The sequence below is a fragment of the Exiguobacterium sp. BMC-KP genome, from assembly GCF_001275385.1.
Lineage (GTDB): Bacteria > Bacillota > Bacilli > Exiguobacteriales > Exiguobacteriaceae > Exiguobacterium_A.
Window position 1 is genome coordinate 23,884 of sequence record NZ_LGIW01000013.1, and the last position, 24,887, is coordinate 48,770.

Annotated in this window: 24 protein-coding genes and 1 pseudogene; 14 read left to right on the top strand and 11 right to left on the bottom strand. The window is 46.3% G+C overall.

From position 1 onward, the window contains the following. The first annotated feature begins 13 nt into the window (after positions 1-13). Together ADM98_RS02985 and ADM98_RS02990 are read left to right on the top strand one after the other, a co-directional pair. Entirely contained in the window at positions 14-196 is a 183-nt protein-coding gene (locus tag ADM98_RS02985; RefSeq protein ID WP_023467292.1) for a hypothetical protein, read from the top strand. 71 nt (positions 197-267) lie between these two features. Beyond that, positions 268-1,419: pseudogene (locus tag ADM98_RS02990) on the top strand (MFS transporter); the annotation flags it as partial. A gap of 38 nt (positions 1,420-1,457) precedes the next feature. Here ADM98_RS02990 and ADM98_RS02995 read toward each other — a convergent pair. Both ADM98_RS02995 and ADM98_RS03000 read right to left on the bottom strand, forming a co-directional pair. After that, positions 1,458-1,745, bottom strand: a complete 288-nt coding sequence (locus tag ADM98_RS02995) for a hypothetical protein (RefSeq protein ID WP_023467290.1) — start codon at positions 1,743-1,745, stop codon at positions 1,458-1,460. A gap of 163 nt (positions 1,746-1,908) precedes the next feature. Beyond that, positions 1,909-2,838 carry a DMT family transporter gene (locus ADM98_RS03000; protein WP_053452196.1) on the bottom strand — a complete coding sequence of 310 codons (930 nt, stop codon included), beginning with the start codon at positions 2,836-2,838 and terminating at the stop codon, positions 1,909-1,911. A 185-nt stretch (positions 2,839-3,023) separates the two neighbouring features. On the opposite strand from ADM98_RS03000, the gene ADM98_RS03005 reads away from it, so the two are divergent. Continuing rightward, positions 3,024-4,973 carry a heavy metal translocating P-type ATPase gene (locus ADM98_RS03005; protein ID WP_053452197.1) on the top strand — a complete coding sequence of 650 codons (1,950 nt, stop codon included), beginning with the start codon at positions 3,024-3,026 and terminating at the stop codon, positions 4,971-4,973. A gap of 49 nt (positions 4,974-5,022) precedes the next feature. Here ADM98_RS03005 and ADM98_RS03010 read toward each other — a convergent pair whose 3' ends face one another. The 4 genes from ADM98_RS03010 to ADM98_RS03025 all read right to left on the bottom strand — a co-directional run bounded on the left by ADM98_RS03010 (position 5,023) and on the right by ADM98_RS03025 (position 8,457). Continuing rightward, entirely contained in the window at positions 5,023-5,931 is a 909-nt protein-coding gene (locus tag ADM98_RS03010) for a YihY/virulence factor BrkB family protein (RefSeq protein ID WP_053452198.1), read from the bottom strand. An 86-nt stretch (positions 5,932-6,017) separates the two neighbouring features. Further along, positions 6,018-6,446, bottom strand: coding sequence for an NUDIX hydrolase (locus tag ADM98_RS03015; protein WP_053452199.1), 429 nt, complete (start codon positions 6,444-6,446; stop codon positions 6,018-6,020). Positions 6,447-6,472: 26 nt separating this feature from the next. Beyond that, positions 6,473-7,384 (bottom strand): PfkB family carbohydrate kinase, encoded by a 912-nt coding sequence (locus tag ADM98_RS03020; protein WP_053452200.1) that lies wholly within the window; start codon positions 7,382-7,384, stop codon positions 6,473-6,475. Positions 7,385-7,563: 179 nt separating this feature from the next. Next, positions 7,564-8,457 (bottom strand): 1,4-dihydroxy-2-naphthoate polyprenyltransferase, encoded by an 894-nt coding sequence (locus ADM98_RS03025; protein ID WP_053452201.1) that lies wholly within the window; start codon positions 8,455-8,457, stop codon positions 7,564-7,566. 159 nt (positions 8,458-8,616) lie between these two features. Here ADM98_RS03025 and ADM98_RS03030 point away from each other — a divergent pair, with 159 nt between their 5' ends. The 6 genes from ADM98_RS03030 (at position 8,617) to menC (ending at position 15,763) form a co-directional block, all read left to right on the top strand. Next, positions 8,617-10,002 (top strand): isochorismate synthase, encoded by a 1,386-nt coding sequence (locus tag ADM98_RS03030; RefSeq protein WP_053452202.1) that lies wholly within the window; start codon positions 8,617-8,619, stop codon positions 10,000-10,002. Further along, positions 9,992-11,635, top strand: coding sequence for a 2-succinyl-5-enolpyruvyl-6-hydroxy-3-cyclohexene-1-carboxylic-acid synthase (menD, locus tag ADM98_RS03035; protein ID WP_053452203.1), 1,644 nt, complete (start codon positions 9,992-9,994; stop codon positions 11,633-11,635). Before ADM98_RS03030 ends, menD begins: the two co-directional genes overlap by 11 nt. Next, a complete protein-coding gene (menH, locus tag ADM98_RS03040) occupies positions 11,632-12,408 on the top strand; it encodes a 2-succinyl-6-hydroxy-2,4-cyclohexadiene-1-carboxylate synthase (protein WP_053452204.1) in 777 nt (258 codons plus the stop codon). The genes menD and menH overlap by 4 nt, the downstream gene beginning before the upstream one ends. An 18-nt stretch (positions 12,409-12,426) precedes the next feature. Next, a complete protein-coding gene (gene menB, locus ADM98_RS03045) occupies positions 12,427-13,251 on the top strand; it encodes a 1,4-dihydroxy-2-naphthoyl-CoA synthase (protein WP_053452205.1) in 825 nt (274 codons plus the stop codon). 62 nt (positions 13,252-13,313) lie between these two features. After that, positions 13,314-14,696, top strand: a complete 1,383-nt coding sequence (gene menE, locus ADM98_RS03050; RefSeq protein ID WP_235504820.1) for an o-succinylbenzoate--CoA ligase — start codon at positions 13,314-13,316, stop codon at positions 14,694-14,696. Continuing rightward, a complete protein-coding gene (menC, locus tag ADM98_RS03055; protein ID WP_053452207.1) occupies positions 14,693-15,763 on the top strand; it encodes an o-succinylbenzoate synthase in 1,071 nt (356 codons plus the stop codon). The genes menE and menC overlap by 4 nt, the downstream gene beginning before the upstream one ends. Before the next feature lie 80 nt (positions 15,764-15,843). Here menC and map read toward each other — a convergent pair whose 3' ends face one another. The 5 genes from map to ADM98_RS03080 form a co-directional block, all read right to left on the bottom strand. Next, a complete protein-coding gene (gene map / locus ADM98_RS03060) occupies positions 15,844-16,605 on the bottom strand; it encodes a type I methionyl aminopeptidase (protein ID WP_425293145.1) in 762 nt (253 codons plus the stop codon). 13 nt (positions 16,606-16,618) lie between these two features. Beyond that, positions 16,619-17,809, bottom strand: a complete 1,191-nt coding sequence (locus tag ADM98_RS03065) for an EAL-associated domain-containing protein (protein WP_053452209.1) — start codon at positions 17,807-17,809, stop codon at positions 16,619-16,621. Between the two features lie 72 nt (positions 17,810-17,881). Continuing rightward, positions 17,882-18,148: a hypothetical protein gene (locus ADM98_RS03070; protein ID WP_023467277.1), complete on the bottom strand. Its 267-nt coding sequence runs from the start codon at positions 18,146-18,148 to the stop codon at positions 17,882-17,884. Between the two features lie 106 nt (positions 18,149-18,254). Continuing rightward, positions 18,255-19,823, bottom strand: coding sequence for a DEAD/DEAH box helicase (locus ADM98_RS03075; RefSeq protein ID WP_053452210.1), 1,569 nt, complete (start codon positions 19,821-19,823; stop codon positions 18,255-18,257). A gap of 333 nt (positions 19,824-20,156) precedes the next feature. Next, positions 20,157-21,011, bottom strand: a complete 855-nt coding sequence (locus ADM98_RS03080; protein ID WP_053452211.1) for a CvfB family protein — start codon at positions 21,009-21,011, stop codon at positions 20,157-20,159. A gap of 233 nt (positions 21,012-21,244) precedes the next feature. Here ADM98_RS03080 and ADM98_RS17435 point away from each other — a divergent pair, with 233 nt between their 5' ends. The 5 genes from ADM98_RS17435 (at position 21,245) to ADM98_RS03100 (ending at position 24,818) form a co-directional block, all read left to right on the top strand. Then, entirely contained in the window at positions 21,245-21,412 is a 168-nt protein-coding gene (locus ADM98_RS17435; protein ID WP_200904879.1) for a hypothetical protein, read from the top strand. 126 nt (positions 21,413-21,538) lie between these two features. Then, positions 21,539-21,844, top strand: coding sequence for a hypothetical protein (locus ADM98_RS03085; RefSeq protein ID WP_053452212.1), 306 nt, complete (start codon positions 21,539-21,541; stop codon positions 21,842-21,844). 38 nt (positions 21,845-21,882) lie between these two features. Beyond that, entirely contained in the window at positions 21,883-22,140 is a 258-nt protein-coding gene (locus ADM98_RS03090; protein ID WP_023467272.1) for a hypothetical protein, read from the top strand. A 79-nt stretch (positions 22,141-22,219) separates the two neighbouring features. Further along, positions 22,220-22,918, top strand: a complete 699-nt coding sequence (locus tag ADM98_RS03095; protein ID WP_053452213.1) for a lysophospholipid acyltransferase family protein — start codon at positions 22,220-22,222, stop codon at positions 22,916-22,918. A 1-nt stretch (position 22,919) separates the two neighbouring features. Then, positions 22,920-24,818, top strand: a complete 1,899-nt coding sequence (locus tag ADM98_RS03100; protein WP_053452214.1) for an ABC-F family ATP-binding cassette domain-containing protein — start codon at positions 22,920-22,922, stop codon at positions 24,816-24,818. Positions 24,819-24,887 lie beyond the last annotated feature (69 nt).

Genomic DNA, 24,887 nt, shown 5'->3' on the forward strand with positions numbered 1-24,887 from the left:
AGGGGTGACCGGGATGGAATGGCTCGTAGGTATTGTTGCAATCATCGGTACGTTCAGCATGGTCTTGTTCGTCATGATGGTTGGTATTCGCGCTTCACATAGCATCGAACATGATGAAGTATTCGATCAAACGGACTGGGACGAACATCTTCTGCATATGCCGCGTCCAACACGGTTCGAACAAGAAAATAAATGAAGCACGCCCCGGTCTCCCTTTTCAGAGTCCGGGGCGTGTTATGCTAAAAAGAAAAAGAAAGGTCGTCGTTACTTGTGTCACGTCGTTTTGCACTTATCTTATCGATTGTCTTCATTTCCGGATTCACGCAAGGTCTGTTGATTCCACTGTTATCCATTTTACTTGAACGTCAAGGAACACCAGCCTTCATTAACGGTCTTAGCGCTGCCGTTCTTTATATTGGTGTCATCGTCGCTGCTCCTTTAATGGAAGGACCACTGCGACGACGCGGCTATATTCCAGTCATTTCATTCGGTCTTGCTCTAGTTGCTGTCGCTGTATTTTTATTCCCGCTCCTTCCGAGCATCATTGCTTGGATGATTCTACGCTTTCTCGTTGGATTCGGTGATCAAACGTTACACTACGGATCACAAGTTTGGGTCACGTCCATTACACCGAACGAACGATTGGGAAGAACGATGTCATTGTACGGTATGGCATTTGGTCTTGGTTTTGCCCTCGGACCTCTTGCTGCGCCACTCGTTGATATCATTGACTGGTTGCCTTTCGTGTTAACAGGAACTTTGACTGTCATCGTTCTGATTTTGTTATCACGTATGCCGAATGAAAAGCCATCGACCGTCATGCCGGAGGAATTACAAAGCGCTGCCTCCCGCTATCGACTTGTCTTAGCGACTGCTTGGTTCACGCTACTACCTGGCTTTACATACGGTTTTCTTGAAGCCACACTGAATGCCAGTTTCCCTGTGTTTGCGACGCGTAATGGGTATGGGTTATCAGAAACAAGTACTTTGATCACGACGTTTGTCGTTAGCTCATTGATTATGCAACTACCACTTGGACGGCTCGCAGATCACTTCGGGAAACGTCGGACGTTAGTGACGGTACTCTCGATTGGATCCGTTGCTTTTCTCATTGCCTGCTTCGCCTTCGAGCAATATGGTTGGCTGTTCGCAATCTTTGCAATTAGTGGGATGGCTCTCGGCTCAACGTATTCGCTTGGCGTCGCCTATATGACGGAACAATTACCACGTCATCTCCTACCAACCGGTAATTTACTTGCCGGAATCGCCTTTAGTCTCGGTTCGATTCTCGGACCGATTGCCGGCAGTCTGTTCGTGCAGCTTCCAGCTACGCTATATTTTAGTTTATTCGTTCTTGTCCTTGCGACACTTGCCTTTCTCTTACGATATGCAAAACGTCACGAGACACCTCGAATCTAAAAAAGGATCTTGCGCCACTGATGCGCAAGATCCTTTTTTTATTTCACGATTCCTTCTTGCCGAAAACTCCGCCAGAGCTTATCGTCGATTGCATACGGTTGTTCCTTTGCGCGCTTTAACTCTTCTGTCTCGAGCAATACGACGACCTCTCGACCGTTGATTGACCACACTGAATCGTAACCTCTCTCCGCCTCAATGATCTCTACATCCACATCTCCATGGGTTTCCTTCAATTGCTGACTGACGCACGTCACGACGAACCGGGCAAACTCATCACGTGGACGACGAGTGGCAATGATCTTTCGAACGATCTCATTCCGTTCCATCCGTTTTCATCTCCTTTCGTTTAATAGTCGCACTAGCCTTTCAGACAAGGCCGAATCGGTCTTTAGATGACCGTACAGAAAAAAGCCGAACGGGTCGGCTTGAGCAACGAACGATTGGGAGTTACTTTAATTGAAACTATTTTTGCACGATTCTGAATCTTCGTCAACCTCGCTTTTGAAACCAGACAGGCAAGTACGTGGAAACTAAAATACCACCCACAACGAACAAGAGACCTAACAACGCTTGCGGCGGAATCGCCTCGCCAAGAATCAAGGCAGATAAACTGACTCCATAGATCGGTACGAAGAACATAAATAACGACACCTTACTGACAGGATTATATTTCATCAGTAAATTCCATAGTGTAAATCCAGTCGCCGATAAAAAGGCGAGATACACGAGCATCCAAGCACTAGTCGTTGAAAAGCTGAACGGCGCGACGTGACCATCAAGTATGACACCCGCAATGAAGAGACCGATTGACCCAATGACCATCGCCCATCCTGTCATCGGCGCAACCGGATAACGTGCCGAGTATTCTTTTGCGATCAAATTACCGAATGCTCCGGAAACCATTGCCGCAATCAACAATCCTTCCCCTACTCCAAACGAGACACCTTGTCCACCTTGCGGCCAGTTCGCCAAGATGACGCCTGTAAATCCAAGGAACAAGGCGAGTCCTTTAAATCGATTCAGTCGATCGTCCTCGTACCGGAAATGAGCCAATAACATCTGAAAGAACGAAGTCGATCCGGCAATGATTGATCCTTGTACGCCGGTTGATAAAGATAAACCGATATAAAAGAAGACGTACTGCAAGAAGGTCAAAAAGAAGCCGAGTCGGCTATAGGCATAGGTCCGCTCCTTTAGCGTAATTGTCTGTTTGAAGACGAAGACACTGACGACAAGTAACAACACACCTGCTAAAAAGAAACGATAGCTCGCAAACAGTAGTTGCTCTCCGTATTCGGAAGACGTGATTTGTAATAATTCATAACTTTTCTTAATGAAGGGAAACGCACTTCCCCACAAAAAAGTCGTCAGTAACGCAAAGACGACGAGTCCAATCCGATGGGTTAAAATTTTTTGCATCTTTCTGGTTCCTTTCCTGTTCCTTTTCACTGAAGCATGGTATAGTAATCCTACAGATAATAATAATTATAATCTAGAGACAATGAAACTCATTATCAATCAGTTAAACGCATTGATATATCACATTCTCATTCTCTTTCTATAATGATTTCATTTCTCATTTACATTTTGAAAGGAGTTTTAATATGACGACTTCCACTACTACCGATGTTCAACAGCGTTCCGTATTCCGTCATGCTTGGGATGAGCATCACGAATTGATTCTAGCATTGTTTAGCGGAATATTGATTTTAGTTGCTTACGGACTTGAAAAATTCAATGCGGCGTCTGCCGTTTATGTCACATTGTACTTATCTGCATATGTGATCGGAGGATATGCGAAAGCAAAGGAAGGCTTGACGGAGACGTATCAAGAAAAGACGTTGAATGTTGAACTGCTGATGATTTTAGCAGCGATCGGTGCTGCTGCTATCGGATACTGGATGGAAGGTGCAATTCTTATCTTCATCTTCGCATTATCCGGTGCCCTTGAAACATATACGATGAATAAAAACGAACGCGCTCTACAAAGTTTGATGTCTTTACAGCCAGAAGAAGCAACACGCCTGAACGCAAACGGACAACTCGAAGTCGTTGGAATCGAACAATTAGCGATCGGTAACCTCGTCTATGTTCGTCCGGGTGAACGAATTCCGGTTGATGGTGTCATCATTCGTGGTCAAGCGGCGATTGAAGAAGCGTCGATTACTGGCGAATCAATCCCCGTTGAAAAACAGACCGGTGATACTGTCTATAATTCGACTGTCAACATGAACGGTGTCTTAACGATTGAGATGACGAAAGCTGCAGATGAATCATTGTTCCAAAAAATCATTCATATGGTTCAAAATGCACAAAGCGAGCAATCCCCATCTGCTCAGTTTATCGAACGGTTTGAAAGCCGTTATGTCAAAATCGTATTGCTTGTCGTCGCACTCATGATGGTCCTTCCTCATTACATCGTCGGTTGGACGTTCGAGACAAGTATTTACCGCGCGATGATTTTACTCGTCGTCGCCTCCCCTTGTGCGCTTGTGGCGTCGATTACACCTGCTGCCTTGTCTGCAATTGCCGCATCTGCGAAAAATGGTGTTCTTTTTAAAGGAGGCGCACACATTGAAACACTCGGACAAGTCGACACGATCGTCTTCGACAAAACGGGTACGCTGACGACAGGTAAACCAGTCGTTACAGAAAGTCGTTACGCCGAAGGCTTGGATGTTCAAGCTGTTCAACAAGCCGTCGCTTCTATTGAAGCACAGTCGAATCATCCGCTCGCACAAGCGATCGTTGACCACTTAAAAGCCGATGTTCGTGAGCCGTCAATGTTCAAAGATGTAACAGGATACGGAATTGAGGCAACCGTCGATAGTGTCACGTATCGCATTGGTAAACGGGCATTCCACGATGGTTTAGACGATCCATTCGTCGCGATTGAACAATCGCTTAAAGAACAGGGACATACAATCGTTTATGTCAGTAATGGATCGCAAATCGTAGCACTTTATGCGCTACGTGACACGATTCGTCCTGAAGCCAAAACAGCGATTGCTGCTTTAAATGATCTCGGAATCGCAACAATCATGTTGACAGGTGATAATCCGGTGACGGCAGCTGCTATTTCGCGCGAAGCAGGATTAACGGATTTCGTCGCTGAATGTCTACCGGAGGATAAAGTCCGGTATATCAAGCAATATCAAACAGAAGGTCGGACCGTTGCGATGGTCGGTGACGGCATTAACGATGCTCCAGCACTTGCACTGGCGCATGTCGGAATCGCCATGGGCGAAGGAACAGACGCTGCGCTTGAAACGGCTGACGTCGTCTTGATGAAAAATGATTTAGGTCGCCTTGCCTATGCTGTGCATAAAGCACGGAAGATGAACCGAATCGTCAAACAAAACATCATGCTGGCGATCGGTGTCATTCTTCTATTGATCGCATCTAACTTGTCACAGTTCTTGATCATGCCGTTCGCTGTCGTCGGACACGAAGGATCGACGATTCTTGTCATCTTGAATGGTTTACGTCTTCTCCAACAGGACGCTTTACCACGTCTTACACCACGTCCTTCTGAAAAGCAATTAGCTGCTTAATCATCAAAAAAGCCTGACCGCCACATGGCAGTCAGGCTTTTTTGTACCTTCATCCGAATGTATTCGTTGGAATCGAATCGAGTTCTGCTTGTTCCTTCAAGCGTTTCTCTTCCATCTTTTTCGGATCTGCTTTTTTCATGAACCGTTCCCACGAGGCGTTCAATTCAGAACCGAGTAAAATGATCAAACCTGTGAAATAGAGCCATAGCAACAAGATGACGACACTACCGAGCGAACCATACGTTTGATTGTAATTGGAGAAGTTCGAGACGTAGAAACCAAATCCAACCGATAACAATTGCCAGACGATGACACCGAAAACAGCTCCTGGGATCGCTTCTTTAAACGTAATCGGACGCTTTGGTGCAACGCGGTAGAAAATTGACAAAATACCAATCAATAGAATCGTCGACACGACGTACCGTAAGACGGTCAGTAAGATTTTTTGTCCCATATCGATCGGGAGGACGAAATTCGCAAGGTAAGTAATAATCGGACCACCGAGGACATTCAAGACGATCAGCAACAACATCCCGATTCCAAGTACGATCGTGAGTAATAAGGCGATTCCTCGTGCTGCGACAAAACCACGGGGTGAGAAGTCGCCATACGCATGGTTCGCCGTCGTAATCAAACGATCGACCCCTTTTGAAGCCGACCAGACGGCAAGAATCGCACCGATTGATAACAGACCACCTTGTGGTTCCTTAATGGCTTGGAAAATCGTATCCGTAAACGTGTTGACGGCTCCGCCTGGCGCTAGATCTCGAATTTGCGACTCGAGCGTCTGCCGATCAATATCAAAGAAAGATAAGACGGAAATGACGAAAATGATACCTGGGAAAATGGATAAAAACCAGTAATAAGCGAGCGTCCCTGCATAATCCGTGATGTTATGATCGGACATTCGCTGCTTTAAGTTAAGGGCAAGCCCTTTTGGATCGCGTGAATGCGCCATCGTCATCTCTCCTTCATGAAAAAGAGGCAGTCAAAGACCACCTCATTGTTTTAATATACTTTTCCCATTTTATTTCAACTAAAACCTCATTCGTTCTCAGAAAGAATTAATTCATAGAACGGTTCTGTCATTTCTGCCAACTGTTTGGCGAGTGACGGCGGACGAATCGGCAACGAAGGTAACTCTGAACGTTTGATCCAAACTGGCGTATAACCCGATCCTTCCTCTTCGAATTCTTCACCTGTTCCCGTCCCAAAACGACCACCTATTGTTTTTGCCCAAAAATAAGGGTTATCGAATCCATTAAATCGGACGATAGCAGCTATACCGGTCAACTCCACGTCGACACCAAGTTCTTCATGTGCTTCGCGAATCGCTGTCTCTTCTAGCGATTCTCCGTCATCTTTTCCACCGCCTGGAAAGACATAATACGTTTCGTTCGGTTTATCCCGACGAATTAACGCAATTTCATCCTGTTCGTTTCGTAAAATGATCGCACTTCGTTGAATCGGCATGACGCCACCCCCTTTTCAAATTCTACTTATTGAATAGCATCCAGCATTTCAGGAACGAGCCCGTTCTCTGTCGAAGCGATGACTTCTGCTGCGACTTTCATGCCAAGCTTCAATGCTTCTTCTGCAGTTTTTTCTTGTGTCAGTTCAGACAAGACAGCGGAGAAGAAAGAATCGCCTGCTCCAGTCGAATCGACGACCTTTACTTTTTTCGTTCCGACGTGACCGGATGTCGCCGTACGACGATCGACATAGACCGCACCGAGTTCGCTCATTGTCACGACCGTGAATGGCGCTCCTTTTTTCGCTAATTCGTTTGCTACATGAATCGCATCTTCCACTGTCACGATCGATAGATCAGACAGAATTTCTGCTTCTTCTCGACTACAAATAAATCCAGTGAATCCTTGTAGCAGATGACGATTTCGTTCAATGACGCTCAAGTGACCACAAACACCAAACAATGGTAACTCCATTTTGCGGCATAAATGAATCAAACGTTCGAGCACAGTAACAGACAAATCAAGATCGATCGCTACGGCATCGACTCCATCAAGTGCATAGATCGATTGACGTAAAATCGCTTCTTCGAGCAACTTGGCATCCGGTTGTTTTGAGATCGATGTTTGCAAGTCACCTTCGTTGTCCATAACAGCTAGCCACATACCCATTCCATGATCTTCTAACATTTCGACATGATCCACATTCGCACCGTAAGATTTCAGCTCATCGAGCACTCCTACGCCAATCTGGTCATTCGTAACCGTCGAGATAAAGCGAACTTCATTCCCGAGGACGGCTAGGTTTTGTGCTACGTTGCGTCCTGTTCCTCCATTCGAAAACGTGATGTCTCCTACGTTTTTCGCATCCTTGTGCAAGGGAGCGAACGAAGTTCCTTTTATGTCGACGAATACTTTTCCGATTACCGCGATTTTATTCATTCTAGTTCCACCTCTAACCATATTTCCTGATTTCCGACCTTGAATTGGTCTTTCAGGCACATTGCTTCAATTATAGTAAAATTTTAAATCAGTGACAACCGAAGTACTTTTTTTATAACTGTTCTCTCTCTTCATACGAAAAAAGCAGCAAGCGAATCGCCTGCTGCTTTGACTTAACATCAGATATTTGCAATGACAAGACTGATTGCGAGTAAAAGACCAAAAATCGTGTTCACCTTACCAGTCTGTGCCATTCCAGGCATCAGTTTTTCTGGTGGTAGGTCTTCCCAGAAGAGACGCACCGCTTTGATCATCAGTGGAATACTTAACAATGCAAGTAGCGCAAACCACGAGACCTCGAATGCGAGTACAGCAATGATAAGAGAGAGGACAGCGGCTGCAAAAAATCCAACTAAGACATATACAGCACGGCGATGTCCAACGAGACACGCAATCGTTTTTCGCCCGTTGACCTTATCATTATCCAAATCACGAATATTATTCGCAAGTAGGATCGAACCAATTAAAATGGCGACTGGTATAGAAATCGCAACGGCTTCTGTCGGAACGTAACCGATTTGCAAGTACGCAGAGATTGCGATGATGATATACCCCATAAAAAAGCCGGCAACGACTTCCCCGAACGGCGTATAGGCAATCGGGAGCGGTCCACCCGTGTAGATATATCCGACGAACATCGAAATGAGTCCTACGACAAGCAACCACCACGATGTCTCGATACACAGATACACACCGAGTAATGCCGAGATCCCGTACAATATAAGCGCGAACGCTAGAATCGTACCCGGCTTGAACCCGTCACGAACGATCGATCCACCAATTCCGACCGACTCCTCCGTATCTAAACCACGTTTGTAATCGTAGTATTCATTGAACAGATTCGTTGCGATTTGAATCAGCATCGATGCGATCAACATCGCCACGAACAAATCCAAGCGTATCGACTCCACACGTGGTGCGACAACTGCCGTACCGACGACGACCGGAACAAAACTTGCTGTTAAGGTATGTGGTCGTGTCATTCGCCAATAGACAGCGATTGATTTATTCATATAATAACCCCTTTCCTGTCTAAGTGTATCGGGTTTCGTTTTTTGCTGTCAATGTTCAATCCCAGATAGCTTATTCCTTCTTTTTTGTCCGTAAAAAGTTTACACTTAGATTAAGTGAAACATATCACAGTATCTACAGACTAGGGGGCAATGAGCGGTATGGCTTACGCTCAACAAGAGCTAAAACAGTGTATCGAACAGGCCGTCAGTCAGGCAAACGCCTCACAACGACCTATACTCGCTTCGTATTCATGGGAAATCGAAGCAACTGACATGCGTTCCCTCGAACAGGGTATCGAGGAACGATTTTATTTCGCGACACCTGATCGCTCGATGCGGGCCATCGGGTTTGGCATCGTACAACAACTTCAGGCTTCAGGAACGGATCGTTTTTTACGAATTCAATCACAATGGGCAAACTTAAATCGCGATCACGTCGGTCATGATTTGTTTGCGTTCAGTGGTTTTTCTTTCGCTGAACTCAAACAACCAGACTATCGCTGGTCTTCATTCGGTGATGCCTCGATGACGATTCCGAAGTTTTTATTTTTAGAGCAAGACGGACAGACACGCGTGACGATTTTTGCTCGTGTCGAACCGATGGATCAAGTCGATTCAATCTTAAATCAACTCGCACTCGATTTCGCCAAAGTCAATCAACCGCAAGCATCGACTTTGTCAGGCGTCACGCGTCTACGGCTATCGCGGGATGGAAATGAGGCGTTTGAAGCGTCGTTCCAACAAGCGATGCATTACTTGGAGACAACACTTGAAAAAATCGTCCTTGCACGGGAGGTCGTTTATGAACTGGATCGCCCGCTCGACGTGGCAGCTGTCGTTGCTGAACTAGAAGACACACAGCCTGGTAGTTACGTCTTCTGTTTCCAACCGAATCCAGAAGAAGCCTTCATCGGCGCCACACCGGAACGACTCGTTCAAAAACGTGGGCGTCGCCTTGAGACGGCAGCAGTTGCTGGTTCCGCACCACGTCACGAGACCGATGAGATGGACGAAGCACTTGGTCAATCACTCTTACAAGACCAAAAGAATCGGATGGAGCACGGTATCGTTGCAGATTCGATAGAACGGACGTTATCTGTATTTTCGGAGGAACTGGATTGTCCGGACACACCGATTCTCTTGAAGAATCGCCATATCCAACATCTTTATACTCCAATCACAGCACGTCTAAAAGCAGACGTGACATTGTTTCAATTGATTGAAAAACTGCACCCCACACCTGCGCTTGGTGGTGAACCCAAACAGTTGGCGGTCGATGCCATCCAAGAAATCGAGACGTTCGAACGGGGTTGGTACGGTTCACCCGTCGGTTGGATGAATGGACAGGATGATGGGGAATTCATCGTTGCCATCCGCTCCGGACTGTTTACGGAACGGGCGGTCATTCTTTATGCTGGTTGTGGTCTTGTCGAAGGCTCTCATCTCGATAGTGAGCTGGCAGAGACGGAAACTAAACTATCACCGATGTTACAAGCACTGTCACATGTCGGTTCGATTGAAAAGGATGATATTTATGTTGACTAAGTGGATGCATACGTTAATCGATACGCTCGTCGCTTCTGGTGTCCGGGACTTCGTCATCAGTCCCGGTTCTCGGTCGACACCACTGGCTATTGCTGCATTTCTGCATCCGTCTAGCCGTACCCACGTCCTTGTTGACGAACGGTCGGCTAGTTTTTTTGCATTAGGTTTGACGCGGACGGAAGATCACGTTCGTCCTGTTGCCTTAATTTGTACAAGCGGTACCGCTGCGACGAACTATTATTCGGCAGTGACCGAAGCCAATATTTTCGAACTTCCACTAATCGTCTTGACGGCCGATCGCCCACATGAGTTACGTAATGTCGGTGCCCCACAAGCGATTGATCAAGTCGGATTGTACGGAAAACAAGTCCGACATGCGTTTGATCTACCTTTAGCGGAGGAAGCGAGTCTTCCTTACGTTGCTCATGTCGCACAACGGGCAGCCTTACTCTCGCTGACGGAACCAGCAGGACCGGTTCAAATCAACGTCCCGTTACGAGAACCACTTGTCCCGGAACTCGATCTCTTACGAACAGGATGTCCTGTCGGCGAATTATCTGCCCCGACATCGGAAGTAAATAACGCCTTAACGGTTGCGCTTCAAGAAGAGCGTCTTCTTTTTGTGCTTGGACCTCAACTCACTGCGACGGACAGTCAGGTTGTCATTTCATATGCGAAAAAAGCGGGTATTCCAGTCTTAGCAGATCCACTTAGTCAAGGGCGGCAATCGCAGGAAGATCATGTTTTTGCCTATTACGATACATGGCTAAAACATCCTGCTACTGCTCAGCACGTTCGACCGGATCGCATCATTCGTTTTGGTGCCATGCCAACGTCAAAACCTTATCTGCTCTGGTCTCGGGACATCTCGACGACGGTCGTCGGTCATCCAGGTAACTGGCGTGACCCGCAACTCCATTCGGATTTCGTGATTGGTCACGCGCGACAACTCGAGCATCAGGAACTCATTTTGCATGATCCTACGTATCTCGCACTATTACAACAGGCGGAGCGACTCGTCGCGAATGCCTTTACGACGATTAATCAAGAAGAGATGACGGAATATAATGTCGTTCGCGCCTTGACGACATTACAGGAAGGAAGTCTCTTCGTTTCAAACAGTATGCCGATTCGAGACGTTGATACGTTCCTGCCGACAGGCACACCCCTTCGTCTGCTCGCGAACCGTGGCGCAAATGGAATTGATGGTATTCTTTCGAGTGCTCTTGGAGCAACGTTTGATGCCAAACACCGCTATTTACTCGTTGGTGACTTGGCATTCATTCATGATATCAACGGGCTAATGACAGCGCGCACGCTTCCGTTAACGATTATCCTCGTCAACAATGCGGGTGGTGGTATCTTTAGCTTTTTACCACAACAACAACTCGAGCAAGAAGTGTTCGAGCCACTATTTGGTACACCACAACATCTTGACTTCGCTTCCCTCGCTTCTGGGTATGGCGTGACCTATCAGGCGATCGATTCGATTGCTGCGTTACGTCAATCACTTGCGGAAGAGACAAACGTCACTCGGATTCTCGAAGTCAAGACGACACGAATCGAAAACGTACAGATGCATCGTTCGATTTGGGACGTGACGAATCAAGCGTTAGACGAGGTGTTCCGATGATTTTACGCGGTCATCCCTATCACGTGAAAATCGAAGGATCTGGTCCTCCACTCCTGTTGCTCCATGGTTTTACAGGATCCCTCTCAACGTGGGACATGCTAAGTGAGCATTTATCTCCTCACTTCACTGTCTATCGTCTTGATTTGATGGGACATGGAAAGACGGTACCAGCGCCCGATCAACGGATGCGTTTGACGCAACAGGTCAAGGATCTCGAGACGCTACTCTCTACTCGATCTGAGCAATGGGTCGTCCTCGGTTATTCGATGGGTGGACGAATTGCTTTAATGCTGAGTGTCGTCTCGGAGCGAGTTGCTCGAACGATCGCTGTCAGCACGACACCAGGCATTAAAACGGCAACGGATCGAAAAGCACGTCGTGCATCCGATCGAATATTAGCTGATCGACTTGAAAAAGACGGACTTGAGACGTTCATTAATTACTGGGAGACACTTGGACTGTTTAAATCGCAAGCCCTTCTCCCTGAACCTCAACGTCAGCTTCTGCGTCAGGAACGTCTATCACAAACCGTTGAAGGGCTAAGTGCCTCGCTTCGTTCGCAGGGTACAGGAAGCATGCCTTCACTTTGGTCACGCCTTCCACAAGAGATTGATTGGATTGTCGGGGAAGAGGATGAAAAATTCCGAACGATTGCTTTGCAGGCTGCATCATTTGAAAAAATTCACGTGATTTCGCATGCTTCGCACGCCCCACATATCGACCAACCGCAAAAGTTTGTTACAATGGTAAAGAATCTACTTATTCATCACTAACATATTGGGGGAATTCACATGAAATACGCTCCGGAATGGGTATCAGCCCGTAGCTATGAAGACATCAAATATGAACAATGGAACGGTATCGCGAAAATCACGATCAACCGTCCAGAAGTTCGCAACGCGTTCCGACCACACACGGTCCACGAACTCATTGACGCATTTTCACGTGCACGTGACGATCAAAACGTCGGCGTCATCATCTTAACAGGTGAAGGTGATCTCGCATTCTGTTCTGGCGGAGACCAAAAGGTACGCGGACATGGTGGATATGTCGGTGAAGACGAAATTCCACGCTTGAACGTCCTTGATCTTCAACGTTTGATTCGTGTCATCCCGAAACCAGTCATCGCAATGGTCGCAGGCTATGCAATCGGTGGCGGACACGTCCTTCACCTCGTGTGTGACTTGACAATCGCTGCAGACAACGCCCGCTTCGGACAAACAGGTCCTAAAGTCGGCTCATTCGATGCTGGTTATGGTTCTGGTTACCTTGCACGCGTTGTTGGACACAAGAAAGCGCGCGAAATCTGGTACCTCTGCCGTCAATATGATGCGCAACAAGCACTCGATATGGGACTCGTCAACACGGTCGTTCCACTTGCAGATCTCGAACAAGAAACGATTCAATGGTGTGCTGAAATTCTTCAACATTCACCAACTGCTCTTCGTTTCCTCAAAGCGGCATTCAATGCCGATTCAGACGGTCTTGCAGGTATCCAGCAACTTGCAGGAGATGCGACATTGTTGTACTACACAACAGACGAAGCAAAAGAAGGACGCGATGCGTTCAAAGAAAAACGCAATCCTGACTTCGGACAGTTCCCGCGTTTCCCATAATGAAAAGAAGGTTCAATCGTCTTATGACGTTGAACCTTTTTCGTATATTCATCACAAAGGAAGTGACTATTTTGTATCCTTGGATTTATACACGGGCAAAAGAACAGCCGAATGATATGGCGCTCATTACGGAGACAGAGCGCTGGTCGTGGTCCGAACTCTATACACATGCCCACCGCTTAGCAAGTACTTGGGCGACAATCGTGTCACGTGGAGACCGGATCGCCCTTTACGGTCCATCGAGTGCACGTTACATCGTCGCACTTCACGCAGCTCAATTACTCGAATTGACCGTCGTCCCGATCAATACGCGTTTGACGCAAACGGAAGTATTACGTCAATTCAAACAGGCAGATGTACGACTCGTCGTGACGGACCGGGCACTCGATACAGCGATTCCGTGTCGCTCTTTTTCCTATGAAAAAGAAGCCCCTGACCTGTTAATACGCCATATGCCCAAGCAATATATCCAATCCATGCTCTTTACGAGTGGTACGACCGGACATCCGAAAGCTGTCGAACAAACGATGTTGAATCATTTCTCGAGTGCTACGAATGCTGCGCGTCACATTGGATCACTTCCGGAAGATCGTTTTTTGATCGTCACACCACTGTTCCATATGAGTGGGTTAGCTGTCGTCTACCGGGCAGTCATCTACGGCGTACCAATCGTTCTTGAGCCACATTTTTCACCAGAACGTGCCTTGCACTGGATCACGACGGAACGAATCACACATGTCTCACTCGTTTCTGTCATGCTCGACCGACTGCTCGAAGCTGGACTTCGTCGGCATTCGCTCCGCGTCGTATTAACCGGAGGTGGACCCGTCCCTTTACCGATTCTGACGCGAGCTCTTGATCGAAATATCCCTGTCATGCAGACATATGGTATGACAGAAACAGCTTCCCAAATCGCAACTCTCTTGCCTGAGGATGCTTTACGAAAGCTCGGATCGGCTGGACAAGCGATTCATCCGACACAAATTCGCATCACGCGTCATCAAGAAATCGAAGTCAAAGGACCGACAATCATGAAAGGTTATTTTCATGACGAGGAGAAAACGGTAAACGCCTTTACCGCAGATGGTTTTTTTAAGACCGGTGATCTAGGTCGTCTCGACGCAGATGGCTATCTTTATGTGCTCGATCGCCGAAGTGATCTTATCATCTCTGGTGGTGAGAATATCTATCCAGCTGAGGTCGAATCAGCGCTTTTATCGATCAATGGTATTCAAGAAGCGGGTGTCGTCGGACGTTTTGACGCAACATGGGGGCAGGTTCCGGTTGCCTTCATCGTCAGTAATCTTGACGAAACAACCATCCGAACAGAGATCAGCCAATTACTCGCGAAATATAAATGTCCAGTTGATTACATTTATCATAGCGTGTTGCCACGCAATGCGAACGGTAAGTTGCTTCGTAAGCAACTGAAAGAGTCGTTATGAGTATCACGTTACGTTCCGCCGAATTGTTCGATGTTCCACTCGTCTTTCGTCGTCCGATGCAAACCGCCCTCTCAACGTTGACGGTTCGCCGCACGACGATTCTACGCGTAACCGATTCAGAAGGACGAATCGGTTACGGAGAAGGTGTTGCGTTTGATACACCGTGGTATACGTCCGAAACACAACACTCCCTCCAAGGGATCGCTCCGCTGCTTTATCGGTTACTTGAACCACCACTCCATCGTCCTGCTGACGTCAAAGATCGCTTCCGCATCGTGCAAGGCAATCCGATGGCAAAGGCGATGTTTGAAGGGGCCATCTATGAATTATTTGCAGCAGCATCCGGACAATCGCTTGCTACCTATCTCGGAGGTGACGAGTCGTGCCTCGTCCCTTGTGGGAAAGCACTCGGACGAGCATCAGCAGAACAAACAATCGAGGCAGTCGGTCAAGCTATTGCCTCCGGATATGGACGGATCAAGCTGAAGCTTGCTCCGACAGACACAGCAGTGCTCGAACAAGTACGGTCAGCTTTTCCTGATGCGCCTTTAATGTTTGATGCAAACGGTAGTTTCACTGAAACGGATTTCCCTCTATTACAACATTGGGATTCATTCGGTCTCGTTATGATGGAACAACCACTCGCAACATCTGATTGGTCTGGATATCAACGTCTTGCTGCACTTCTGAAGACACCGATTTGTCTTGATGAATCCATCGTCGCTCCAGCAGATGCCGATTTGATGAAGATGACACGTGCCGGTCAGATTTTGAACATCAAGCCTGCACGCGTCGGTGGATTAACGAATGCTTTATTGCTTCGAACGAAAGCCCCGTACTGGCTCGGCGGCATGTTCGAGAGTGGCATCGGACGTCGCCAAACACTTGCCTTCGCGACACTTCCCGGTCTCGCTTATCCGATCGACATGGCAAGTACTGCTGATTATTTTGAAGAAGATTTGCTCGAGACCCCGTATTACGTTGAACAAGGACACATTCGCTATACAGCCTCGGCTGTATCCGAAACACAGTTAACTAAACTAGCAACGTCCCGGATTTTTTTATGACTTACTTGAACTCCGACGACAAAGAAGAGGCAATGGATCGATGTCCATTGCCTCTTCTCGTATTTTACTAAGAGTTTCTCTTAGAAAGATTCTTTTCCTTCAACCTTCGTCAAAATCTCATACCCGTCTTTTAAGACGACGACAGTATGCTCAAATTGTGAAACGAGACTCCGGTTCGGCGTGTACAACGTCCAACCATCCCGCTCATCTTCGATACAGAACTCGTCTCCTGTTGAAATGAACGTCTCGACAGCAATGACTTGTCCTTCCTTCAACAAATCGTTCTCTTCACGGTTGAAGTAGTTCGAGATGGATTCCGGCTCACCATGAAGTGTCTTCCCAAGACCGTGTCCCGCTAAGTTACGGATGACGGTAAAACCGCTCTTACGCGTTTCAGCATAAATCGCTTTTCCGATCTGGTTGACCTTTGTTCCTGCTTTGACTTTCTCAAGTCCTTTTTCAAGCGCCGTCAACGATACTTCAACGAGTCGGACATCTTCCGGACGTTTTGCTTCTCCCGCAATGACCGTCTTTCCTGTATCCGAGTAATAGCCATTTTTCACAGCTGAGACATCAACGTTGACGATATCCCCCTCTTGAATAACGTATTTACCAGGAATACCGTGTGCCGCGATGTCATTGACACTGATGCATGTCGCTCCTGGGAAATCATACATGACGATCGGAGCAGACTCGGCTCCCTGTTCTTTCAGGATACGTGCACCGATTTCGTCGAGTTCTTTTGTCGTGATTCCTGGTTTGACAGCGTCCGCCATCTCATCGCGCGCCATAGCGACGATTCTTCCAATTTCTCGTAATGCTTCATAATCATAATCTAACACTTTCATTTCCTCCTCATTCACTCAATCGTTCTTGATATAGATAATCTGCGGATATATCCGCAAATAAGAACATGCCATTACTGAGCGGCATACTAAATGTCCGTGTCTGTTCACTCGAACTGAAGTCGACATATCGTTCCGATAAATAACCACTGTGTCGTCGCTCCATCGCAACAGTCGTCCGAATGAAGTACGGACGGAAACTCCAATTGTACCCTTTGTAGAAAGCATACAGTTTCCATTCTCCACTCTTTTTACTGACGTTCGAAGATTGCTGGAATCCATTCGCATCCGTAATGTAGAATCGAATGAACTCTGGTTCCATCTTCCGCGCAAGCATCATCAACCATTCATCGAGATCCTGTTCCGATTTCAATGATTGACAGTATTCGTTAAACCGAACCGTCCAGTCTTGCTCCAGTTGAAACAATCGATTCATCTGTTCCCGATCATATTTATAGAACATCGGAACTTCATGAATCAAAATCTCCATTCCTGGACAAGTCATGACCCATTCAGGTGATGCTTCTCCCAGTAAATTCCCCATATAGTAACGTCCTCCGTGTTGCCACGCATACCGTAGTTGTCCTAAATGACTGATATTCTTATACAAAAGTGGCGCTCCAAGCTGATCACACAAGTGCTCCATCGTTTGTAAGAGATGCGGATACGTCGCTGAGACGGTTTTTTTCTCTATCATCGAGGATAGATCGACGATCAACATATCCGGTGACATCGAAAAGACACGTTCGAGACTCGTTGCTTCCGCACGGTCTAGCGCTACCTTCAGTCCAGAGTTCTGGTAGTACGCGACGATCCGACCAAGACGGTCAAAGTCATCAACTTGAACGTCCGTCAATGTGACATACATTCGTTCTTTTGGAAACGACGAATCGACCGTCCGTAAGACATGCAAGAAGTCTTCCCCACCGTTTTCAAACAGCCAAGCTGGGCGACAACGGATCAGGATAAACGCTTGTGCATCGGAGGGTACTTTTTGGAATGCTTGACGGACGACATGCCCCATGACTTCGAGTTGATACTCGATTGGAACATCATCTTCCTGAAAAAATGGTTTTAACGGTTCTCCACGAAAATGGGACTGGATTTCATACCCTTCCACCTTAAAAGGGGCAGCGCCTACAATCGGTTGAAACCACGCCTCTATCTCTTCGGGATGAACGATGACATCTAATGCATCCATTCTATTCCCCCCTTGTACTCTTGTTCTATCTTAACAAAAAAAGAGCCTCTCTGTAACGAGAGAGCCCCTGTTTTACGATAACGTCGTATCTTTTCGTAAGGCGATATACAAGTACACACCAAATGTCGCCGTCAAATAGATGATACTCAGAACACCATATTGAATTCCGACGGCTCCTCCCTTACCGATGGCGAGCACAAGAAAAATAATGCCACCAAATAATAAGGTCGCTAACGGAATATAACGAAAATGTCCTTTTGTCGTCCGCTCACAAATCTTTTTCGTCGCGACGATCAGTGCAACGAGACAGACGGATGCTGCTACATAAATGGTATACACGAATGATTCAGCCCTCTCCCTATCGTTCATGGCTCATTTTATCATGACCGATTAGAAAAATCATAAAAAAGAACCGACTTGTCTGTGACAAATCGGTTCGAATCGTTTACTTTTCAAAACGTGGTTTACGTCCACCACGGTTACGATCGCTTTCGCTACGGTTGCTACGTCCTGCATAACCGCCTTCACGACGATCCGATGAAGAAGATGAAGATGAACGACCACCTTCACGACGTTCGCCACCGCTACGTGGGCTGTTTCCACGGTATCCGCCACTGCGGTTGCCGCTGCCACTTCCACCTTTGTTTCCGTAAGGACGACGGTTGCCACCACCGTTACTACCGAAACGTTTCACGCGGATTGGTTCGATTGAAGAGATTTGGACTGGTGTTGCATCCGGCTCTTTCGTCAATCCTTTAAGTGCTGCTGAAAGAAGTTCCACTGCTTCGTACTCTTCTAAGAGTTCTTGTGCAAGTGTTGTATATTCTTGTGAATTTTTTGCTTCAACGCGTTTGATGAGTTCTTGTGCAGCGAGCTTCAAGTTGCCTTCTAAGATTTCGTCAAGTGTTGGCGCATGACGACGTGACATTTTTTTGTTCGTGACACGTTCGATTGTTTTGATTTGACCGAATTCACGTGGTGTAACGAACGTGACAGCCGATCCTGTTTTACCAGCGCGTCCCGTACGACCGATCCGGTGAACGTAGCTTTCTGGATCTTGTGGTACGTCGAAGTTGTAGACGTGTGTGACACCAGAAATGTCAAGACCACGTGCTGCAACGTCTGTTGCGACGAGGATATCGATCGTTCCTTTTTTGAAACGACGGATGACTTGGTCACGTTTTGCTTGTGTTAAGTCACCGTGTAAACCGTCAGCCGTGTATCCACGTTGGATCAAGCCTTCAGTCATCTCATCAACACGTTTTTTCGTACGACCGAAGATGATTGAGAGTTCCGGAGAATCCGTGTCGATCAAACGGCAAAGAACGTCGAATTTTTGGCTTTCTTTTAATTCGATGAAAGACTGGTCGATATTTTCAACTGTCATTTCTTTTGCTTTGACTTTGATGTGTGTCGGAGTCGTCATGAAACGATCTGCAATTTTACGAATTTGTGGTGGCATTGTTGCTGAGAACAAGAGTGTTTGACGAGTTTCAGGAAGTGCACCGAGGATTTTCTCGATATCTTCGACGAACCCCATGTTCAACATCTCATCTGCTTCATCAAGGATGACCGTTTGAACGTGATCAAGGTTCAACGTCTTACGGTTCATGTGGTCCATCAAACGTCCTGGTGTTGCAACGACGATTTGTGGATTTTTACGAAGCGCACGGATTTGGCGATCGATTTGCTGACCACCGTAGACAGGAAGGGCATGAACACGTTTTACGTCACCGATACGGTTCAATTCTTCCGCTACCTGGATTGCAAGTTCACGTGTTGGAGCAAGAATCAACGCTTGGATGTGGCGTGATTTTGCGTCAAGACGCTCGATTGTTGGGATACCGAATGCTGCTGTTTTCCCTGTACCTGTTTGTGCTTGACCGATTAAGTCGACGCCGCTGAGTCCGACAGGAATTGTTTCTGCTTGGATTGGTGTTGCTTCTTCAAAGCCCATTTTTAGGACACCTTTGATAAGTGCCTCACTAAGATTTAATTCACGAAATGTTGTCAATGCTAAATACTCTCCTTTGTCATATGAAAAGCGTCTGCCACTAAACAGACGCTACCGTAACGAATACAATCGACTACCTATTATAACAGAATCTATCACATAAAGATAGAGTGGTTTCTCTTATAATAATAATGTTTAGGGAAGTCACCATCATAATCGTTGCCATAAGGGCGAGGGAAAGGCGAAGTGCCCGGACCGTGCGATGAAACGTCATCGCGTGCCCCCACTAGTGATGGGGTATATTCAGTAAATGGTCGCCGGTAATACCAGCCGCAACCACCAAAATGATGAATTCCTTACTATCTATTCGAAACGCAGGCTTATTCAGTTCGATTATTTCGTTAACTGAATACCCGTTTCATTTTTTTCTATTTTTTTATCCTTCAACAGGCGACCGAGCGCTCGTTTGAATGCTGCCTTACTGAGACCGAATACTTCGTCGATCGTTTCGGGAGCTGTCTTATCACCATACGGCATCTGACCATCATGTTCAAGTAGATGGTTCAAAATCAACTCCGCATCTGTATCGATGGCTTCAAAGGCACGTGGTCGTGCTGAAAGTAATACTGTACCATCTGGTTTTACATTTGTCACTCGTAATTTCAACACTTCTCCAAGACGCGGCCAGCGTTCCATCTCGCGTTCGTGCAAGAATCCAATCGACTGATCGTTAACCCAAACATTGACGCCTGGCTCGCGTTGTGAAAAGACGAGACCTTCTACGTCCATGTTATTCCACTCTTCTGGTGCCGGCTTTGCACGCAAGTTGAAGTAAGCATATGGTGCAGGGTCTCCGAGTAAACGAAGCTTCTGGTCATGTTTAAGACGAATGAAGAGTTGATCGCCTTCTTCTGGCCAAAACATGCGTCGTTGCGGTAAATCGTCAAGTGAGACGAGTACGTCTTTTTGAATACCGATATTTGCAAATACTCCTGTGTTATAACGTGTTCCATTGATTGTCGTTTTGACGTAATCTTCAAATGATGCTTCTGGAATCGTCATCGATGATGCTAGACGCCCTTCATTATCTTGATACAAGAAGACTTCGACCTCTTCATCGATGCCTACTTTCTGTGTTTGTTCATTGTTATGCAACAACACATCTTCGTTTCCATCTGTTAGAAACACTCCGAACTCTGCTTCGCGTTCTACTTTTAATGTGACAACCTGTCCTGCGCGTAATCCCATTTCGGGTCATCTCCTCTCTATATTTGAATCAATTCAAGTCTTCTCGAATCGTTCTGCTGTTCTTTCCCTACCATACTATACTCTTTTTTCATTCATCTCTGATATCGACCACATAGTGCTAGATGTGACATATTTGTGAACGGAACACATTTGCGTGATTTTTTAAAAAAAAAGATATATGATTAAACAATAGGAAAAAGAAGGTTTAGTTTAGGTAAATATGGGGGATAAAAATGTTTCATAACATTCAATCGCGTTCGTTCGCACGACGCTTCACGAAAACATTGGTTTTTGCATTTTTCGCTTTCCTTGCTACGATCGGAATCGTTTTCGCAGAAGGATCGAACAATACAGATATGACACCGAAGACACCAGCGCTTCAACAAATCGATCGCCCTTAAAATCTACACCTTTCGTGTGGATTTTTTTGTTTTTTCCGGACATTTACAGGACGATAAAGGAAAATCATATTTGACCTCGAATTAAATGAATATGCCATCATCTTAATTTCTGAGGAGGAAACGAACGTGCTCTTCTATTTATTCACGACGATCGCGGGTCTCATCACTACATATTTAAGCTTTGTCACTGGCTTTTACACCGGTTCAATCGGTGTATTCGTCTTTACATTAGCAATTTGCCTGTCGCTATCCTCAATTCGTCAGTTGATTCGCACTTCCTATCTTACTTATATTGAATATATCCAACATCGTCGTGTCCAAAAACAATATGAACGTATGAAAAAACGAGAACAATCTTATCAGATTGCTTATCCTGATCGCGATTCGAGTACACCACTTGCATTCTCCGCGACAGACCAGCATGATAAGTAAGGAACACGATTTCATCATCTAGGAGGAACAGATTCATTATGAACGAAATCCCTTTATCAAACGGTTGGACACTTCGCTACTCACCTGTCATCGATTTATGGTTGAAGGAAGATGGCGTACTGCTCGTAGATCACGAAGATAAGGTCCGCTTGACTCTCATTTTGGATGAGGAGACGATGGAGATCAAACAGATCGACAATACGAACGCTACGTTCTCTGTTGATCCAACAACACGTCGCCTTACCTTCGAACTAGGAGAAAGCGAAGAGGAATCTGAGCCTCGTTACTGGGAATAATCACGTAGACTGGGTGCGACACCCGGTCTTTTTTTGTACAATAACATCAGCAATGAAAAAAAGGAGCTGTTACTTCACCATGATACGTACTGTCATTTGGTTCATTTATTTTGGACTTGTCTTACCCTGTACCTTACCTTTTTTACCTAGTGCAAAACGTCGAACTCACCTCGCACGCTATGCATTCGTCCAGCGCGTAGCAAGCGCATGGGCAAACTCTCTCCTTCGACTCGCTGGTGTTCGTGTAAACGTGACGGGACAAGAACACATCCCGGCAAATGAGCCTGTCGTTTTCATTTCGAATCACCAAGGGAACTTTGACGTCCCGATTCTACTTGGAAAAATCGACAAACCGAAAGCATTCATCTCAAAAATCGAAGTGAATAAAATTCCGATCGTCAATGTTTGGATGAATTTGATGGGGTGTGTCATGATTGACCGAAAAGACCGACGTCAATCTCTAAAAGCAATTCGCTCTGGTGTCGACACGATCAAAGACGGACAATCGATGATCATTTTCCCTGAAGGAACACGTTCAAAAGGTGGACCGATGGCGGAATTCAAAGCGGGAAGCTTTACGCTTGCGACTTCAAGCGGCGCTCGTGTCGTACCAGTCGCGATTTCCGGTAGTTATCGTGTTATGGAAGAGACGGGTAAGATTCGCCCGGCTACAGTCGAAGTTACGATTTTACCGTCGATTGATCCAAGTACAATGACACAGAAAGAACTTGTCCATATGGTCGAACATCAAATCAAACAGATTGTAGAAGGTGTCTAATATGTTAATGAAAGCAGAAAATCTCAAAAAAGAATTCGCTGATAAAATCGTCTTCGAGGATGTCACATTTTCCGTCTCGCCTGGTGACCGAATCGGCATCATTGGTGTCAACGGTACTGGTAAATCGACTCTCCTGCATATTTTAGCAAATAAAGAGACAGCAGACGCCGGTACAATCCACCATCCAAATGATTATCGTATCCGTTTGCTGTCGCAAACGACGGATTATCCCGAAGATCAAACCGTCATGGAAGTCTTGCTGTCTGGTGATACACCGACAATCAACGCATTACGACACTATGAAACGGCGCGTCTAGCACTCGAACAGGATCCCACGAGCGAGACGTTGCTGAACCGCTTCATCGTCGCTCAGACCGAAGTCGATGCTGCGCAAGCGTGGGATACGGAATCGCGCTTAAAAATGATCTTAAACAAACTCGGTATTCTCGACTTGAATGCGTTGATTGGTTCTCTTTCCGGAGGACAACGAAAACGTGTCGGACTCGCGGAAGCGTTACTCGACGAAGCCGATCTCCTGTTACTCGATGAACCGACGAACGAACTCGATGCTGAGACAATCAGCTGGCTTGAGACTCAAATCAAGGAATACCGTGGTGCTATCTTACTGATCACTCACGATCGCTATTTCTTGAATCGTGTCACGAATCATATGATGGAGATTGCGAACGGAACGGCTTACTTCTATGTCGGAAACTATGAATCGTTTCTCGAAAAACGTGCCGAACGTCGCGAACGAACTGCTTCTATGGAAGAAAAGCGTCAGAACATTCTACGTCGTGAACTTGCTTGGTTACGCCGCGGTGCTAAAGCACGGACGACGAAACAAAAAGCTCGGATTCAGCGCGTTGATGCCTTGCAAGATCTCTCATACGAAGAAGAAGAGTCGACGCTCGAAGTCCAGGTTGGTTCGACGCGTCTTGGCAAAAAAGTCATCGAAGCACATGACGTCTCGCATCGATTTGGTGATAGAACACTGTTTGAGTCGTTCAACGCCCTGATTGGACGGAAAGAACGATATGGAATCGTCGGACGAAATGGTAGTGGGAAATCAACGCTTCTTTCAATCCTTGCGAAACGTTTAGAGCCGACAACCGGTGAAATCATTCACGGCGAAACAGTGAAGATCGGCTTTTATGGTCAATTTGCTGAATTCACGCATCCAGAACGACGCGTCATCGATGAAGTCGAACGGATTGCAAAAGTCATTACGACTCTCGCTGGTGAGGAGATTACGGCAAGTCAGATGCTCGAACAATTTCTCTTTAAACCAGAAGCACAATACAAACAAATCGGTAAGCTATCCGGTGGTGAAAAACGTCGTCTGAAATTGTTGACGATTTTAATGGAAGAACCAAACGTCCTCTTCCTCGATGAGCCGACGAATGATTTAGATACCGAGACGTTATCGGTACTCGAAGACTATTTAGAATCATTCCCTGGCACCGTCATCACTGTTAGTCATGATCGCTATTTCCTTGATCGGGTCGTTGATCGTCTGATTGCTTTTGAAGACGCGACTATTGTTTTTTATTACGGACAATATACGGACTATCTTGAGCAAATCACAACACCTACTCCTTCAGTAGTCGTTGAAAAAATCGCTTCAGTTGCTCCACTAAAAGCAGAGGCACCGAAGAAGTTGAGCTATCAAGAACAACAGGATTGGGATGTCATTGAACAACAAATCGAAGAGAGCGAAGCCGAGCTAGAACAATTAGAAGCTGAACTTGCTTCGGCAGGAAGTGATCTCGGGAAGGTCAATGAATTGTATCAATCCATTGAAAAAACGAAAGCAACGCTTGATGAACGGATGGAATATTGGACGTATCTATCTGAAAAAATCGAAGCATTTGAGTCGTACCGTCAATCCAATCAGTGATATGAATAAGCGGAAGTTCTTCATTAAGAAGAACCCCGCTTTTTTCATTAAATGGGAATAGACTCTTAA

What these genes read in the sequence shown, in the direction of transcription:
- ADM98_RS02985 (WP_023467292.1), top strand. Translation starts at nt 14, where the DNA reads ATGGAATGGCTCGTAGGTATTGTTGCAATCATCGGTACGTTCAGCATG.
- ADM98_RS02995 (WP_023467290.1), bottom strand. Translation starts at nt 1,745, where the DNA reads ATGGAACGGAATGAGATCGTTCGAAAGATCATTGCCACTCGTCGTCCA.
- ADM98_RS03000 (WP_053452196.1), bottom strand. Translation starts at nt 2,838, where the DNA reads ATGCAAAAAATTTTAACCCATCGGATTGGACTCGTCGTCTTTGCGTTA.
- ADM98_RS03005 (WP_053452197.1), top strand. Translation starts at nt 3,024, where the DNA reads ATGACGACTTCCACTACTACCGATGTTCAACAGCGTTCCGTATTCCGT.
- ADM98_RS03010 (WP_053452198.1), bottom strand. Translation starts at nt 5,931, where the DNA reads ATGGCGCATTCACGCGATCCAAAAGGGCTTGCCCTTAACTTAAAGCAG.
- ADM98_RS03015 (WP_053452199.1), bottom strand. Translation starts at nt 6,446, where the DNA reads ATGCCGATTCAACGAAGTGCGATCATTTTACGAAACGAACAGGATGAA.
- ADM98_RS03020 (WP_053452200.1), bottom strand. Translation starts at nt 7,384, where the DNA reads ATGAATAAAATCGCGGTAATCGGAAAAGTATTCGTCGACATAAAAGGA.
- ADM98_RS03025 (WP_053452201.1), bottom strand. Translation starts at nt 8,457, where the DNA reads ATGAATAAATCAATCGCTGTCTATTGGCGAATGACACGACCACATACC.
- ADM98_RS03030 (WP_053452202.1), top strand. Translation starts at nt 8,617, where the DNA reads ATGGCTTACGCTCAACAAGAGCTAAAACAGTGTATCGAACAGGCCGTC.
- menD (WP_053452203.1), top strand. Translation starts at nt 9,992, where the DNA reads ATGTTGACTAAGTGGATGCATACGTTAATCGATACGCTCGTCGCTTCT.
- menH (WP_053452204.1), top strand. Translation starts at nt 11,632, where the DNA reads ATGATTTTACGCGGTCATCCCTATCACGTGAAAATCGAAGGATCTGGT.
- menB (WP_053452205.1), top strand. Translation starts at nt 12,427, where the DNA reads ATGAAATACGCTCCGGAATGGGTATCAGCCCGTAGCTATGAAGACATC.
- menC (WP_053452207.1), top strand. Translation starts at nt 14,693, where the DNA reads ATGAGTATCACGTTACGTTCCGCCGAATTGTTCGATGTTCCACTCGTC.
- ADM98_RS03065 (WP_053452209.1), bottom strand. Translation starts at nt 17,809, where the DNA reads ATGGATGCATTAGATGTCATCGTTCATCCCGAAGAGATAGAGGCGTGG.
- ADM98_RS03080 (WP_053452211.1), bottom strand. Translation starts at nt 21,011, where the DNA reads ATGGGATTACGCGCAGGACAGGTTGTCACATTAAAAGTAGAACGCGAA.
- ADM98_RS17435 (WP_200904879.1), top strand. Translation starts at nt 21,245, where the DNA reads ATGTTTCATAACATTCAATCGCGTTCGTTCGCACGACGCTTCACGAAA.
- ADM98_RS03090 (WP_023467272.1), top strand. Translation starts at nt 21,883, where the DNA reads ATGAACGAAATCCCTTTATCAAACGGTTGGACACTTCGCTACTCACCT.
- ADM98_RS03095 (WP_053452213.1), top strand. Translation starts at nt 22,220, where the DNA reads ATGATACGTACTGTCATTTGGTTCATTTATTTTGGACTTGTCTTACCC.
- ADM98_RS03100 (WP_053452214.1), top strand. Translation starts at nt 22,920, where the DNA reads ATGTTAATGAAAGCAGAAAATCTCAAAAAAGAATTCGCTGATAAAATC.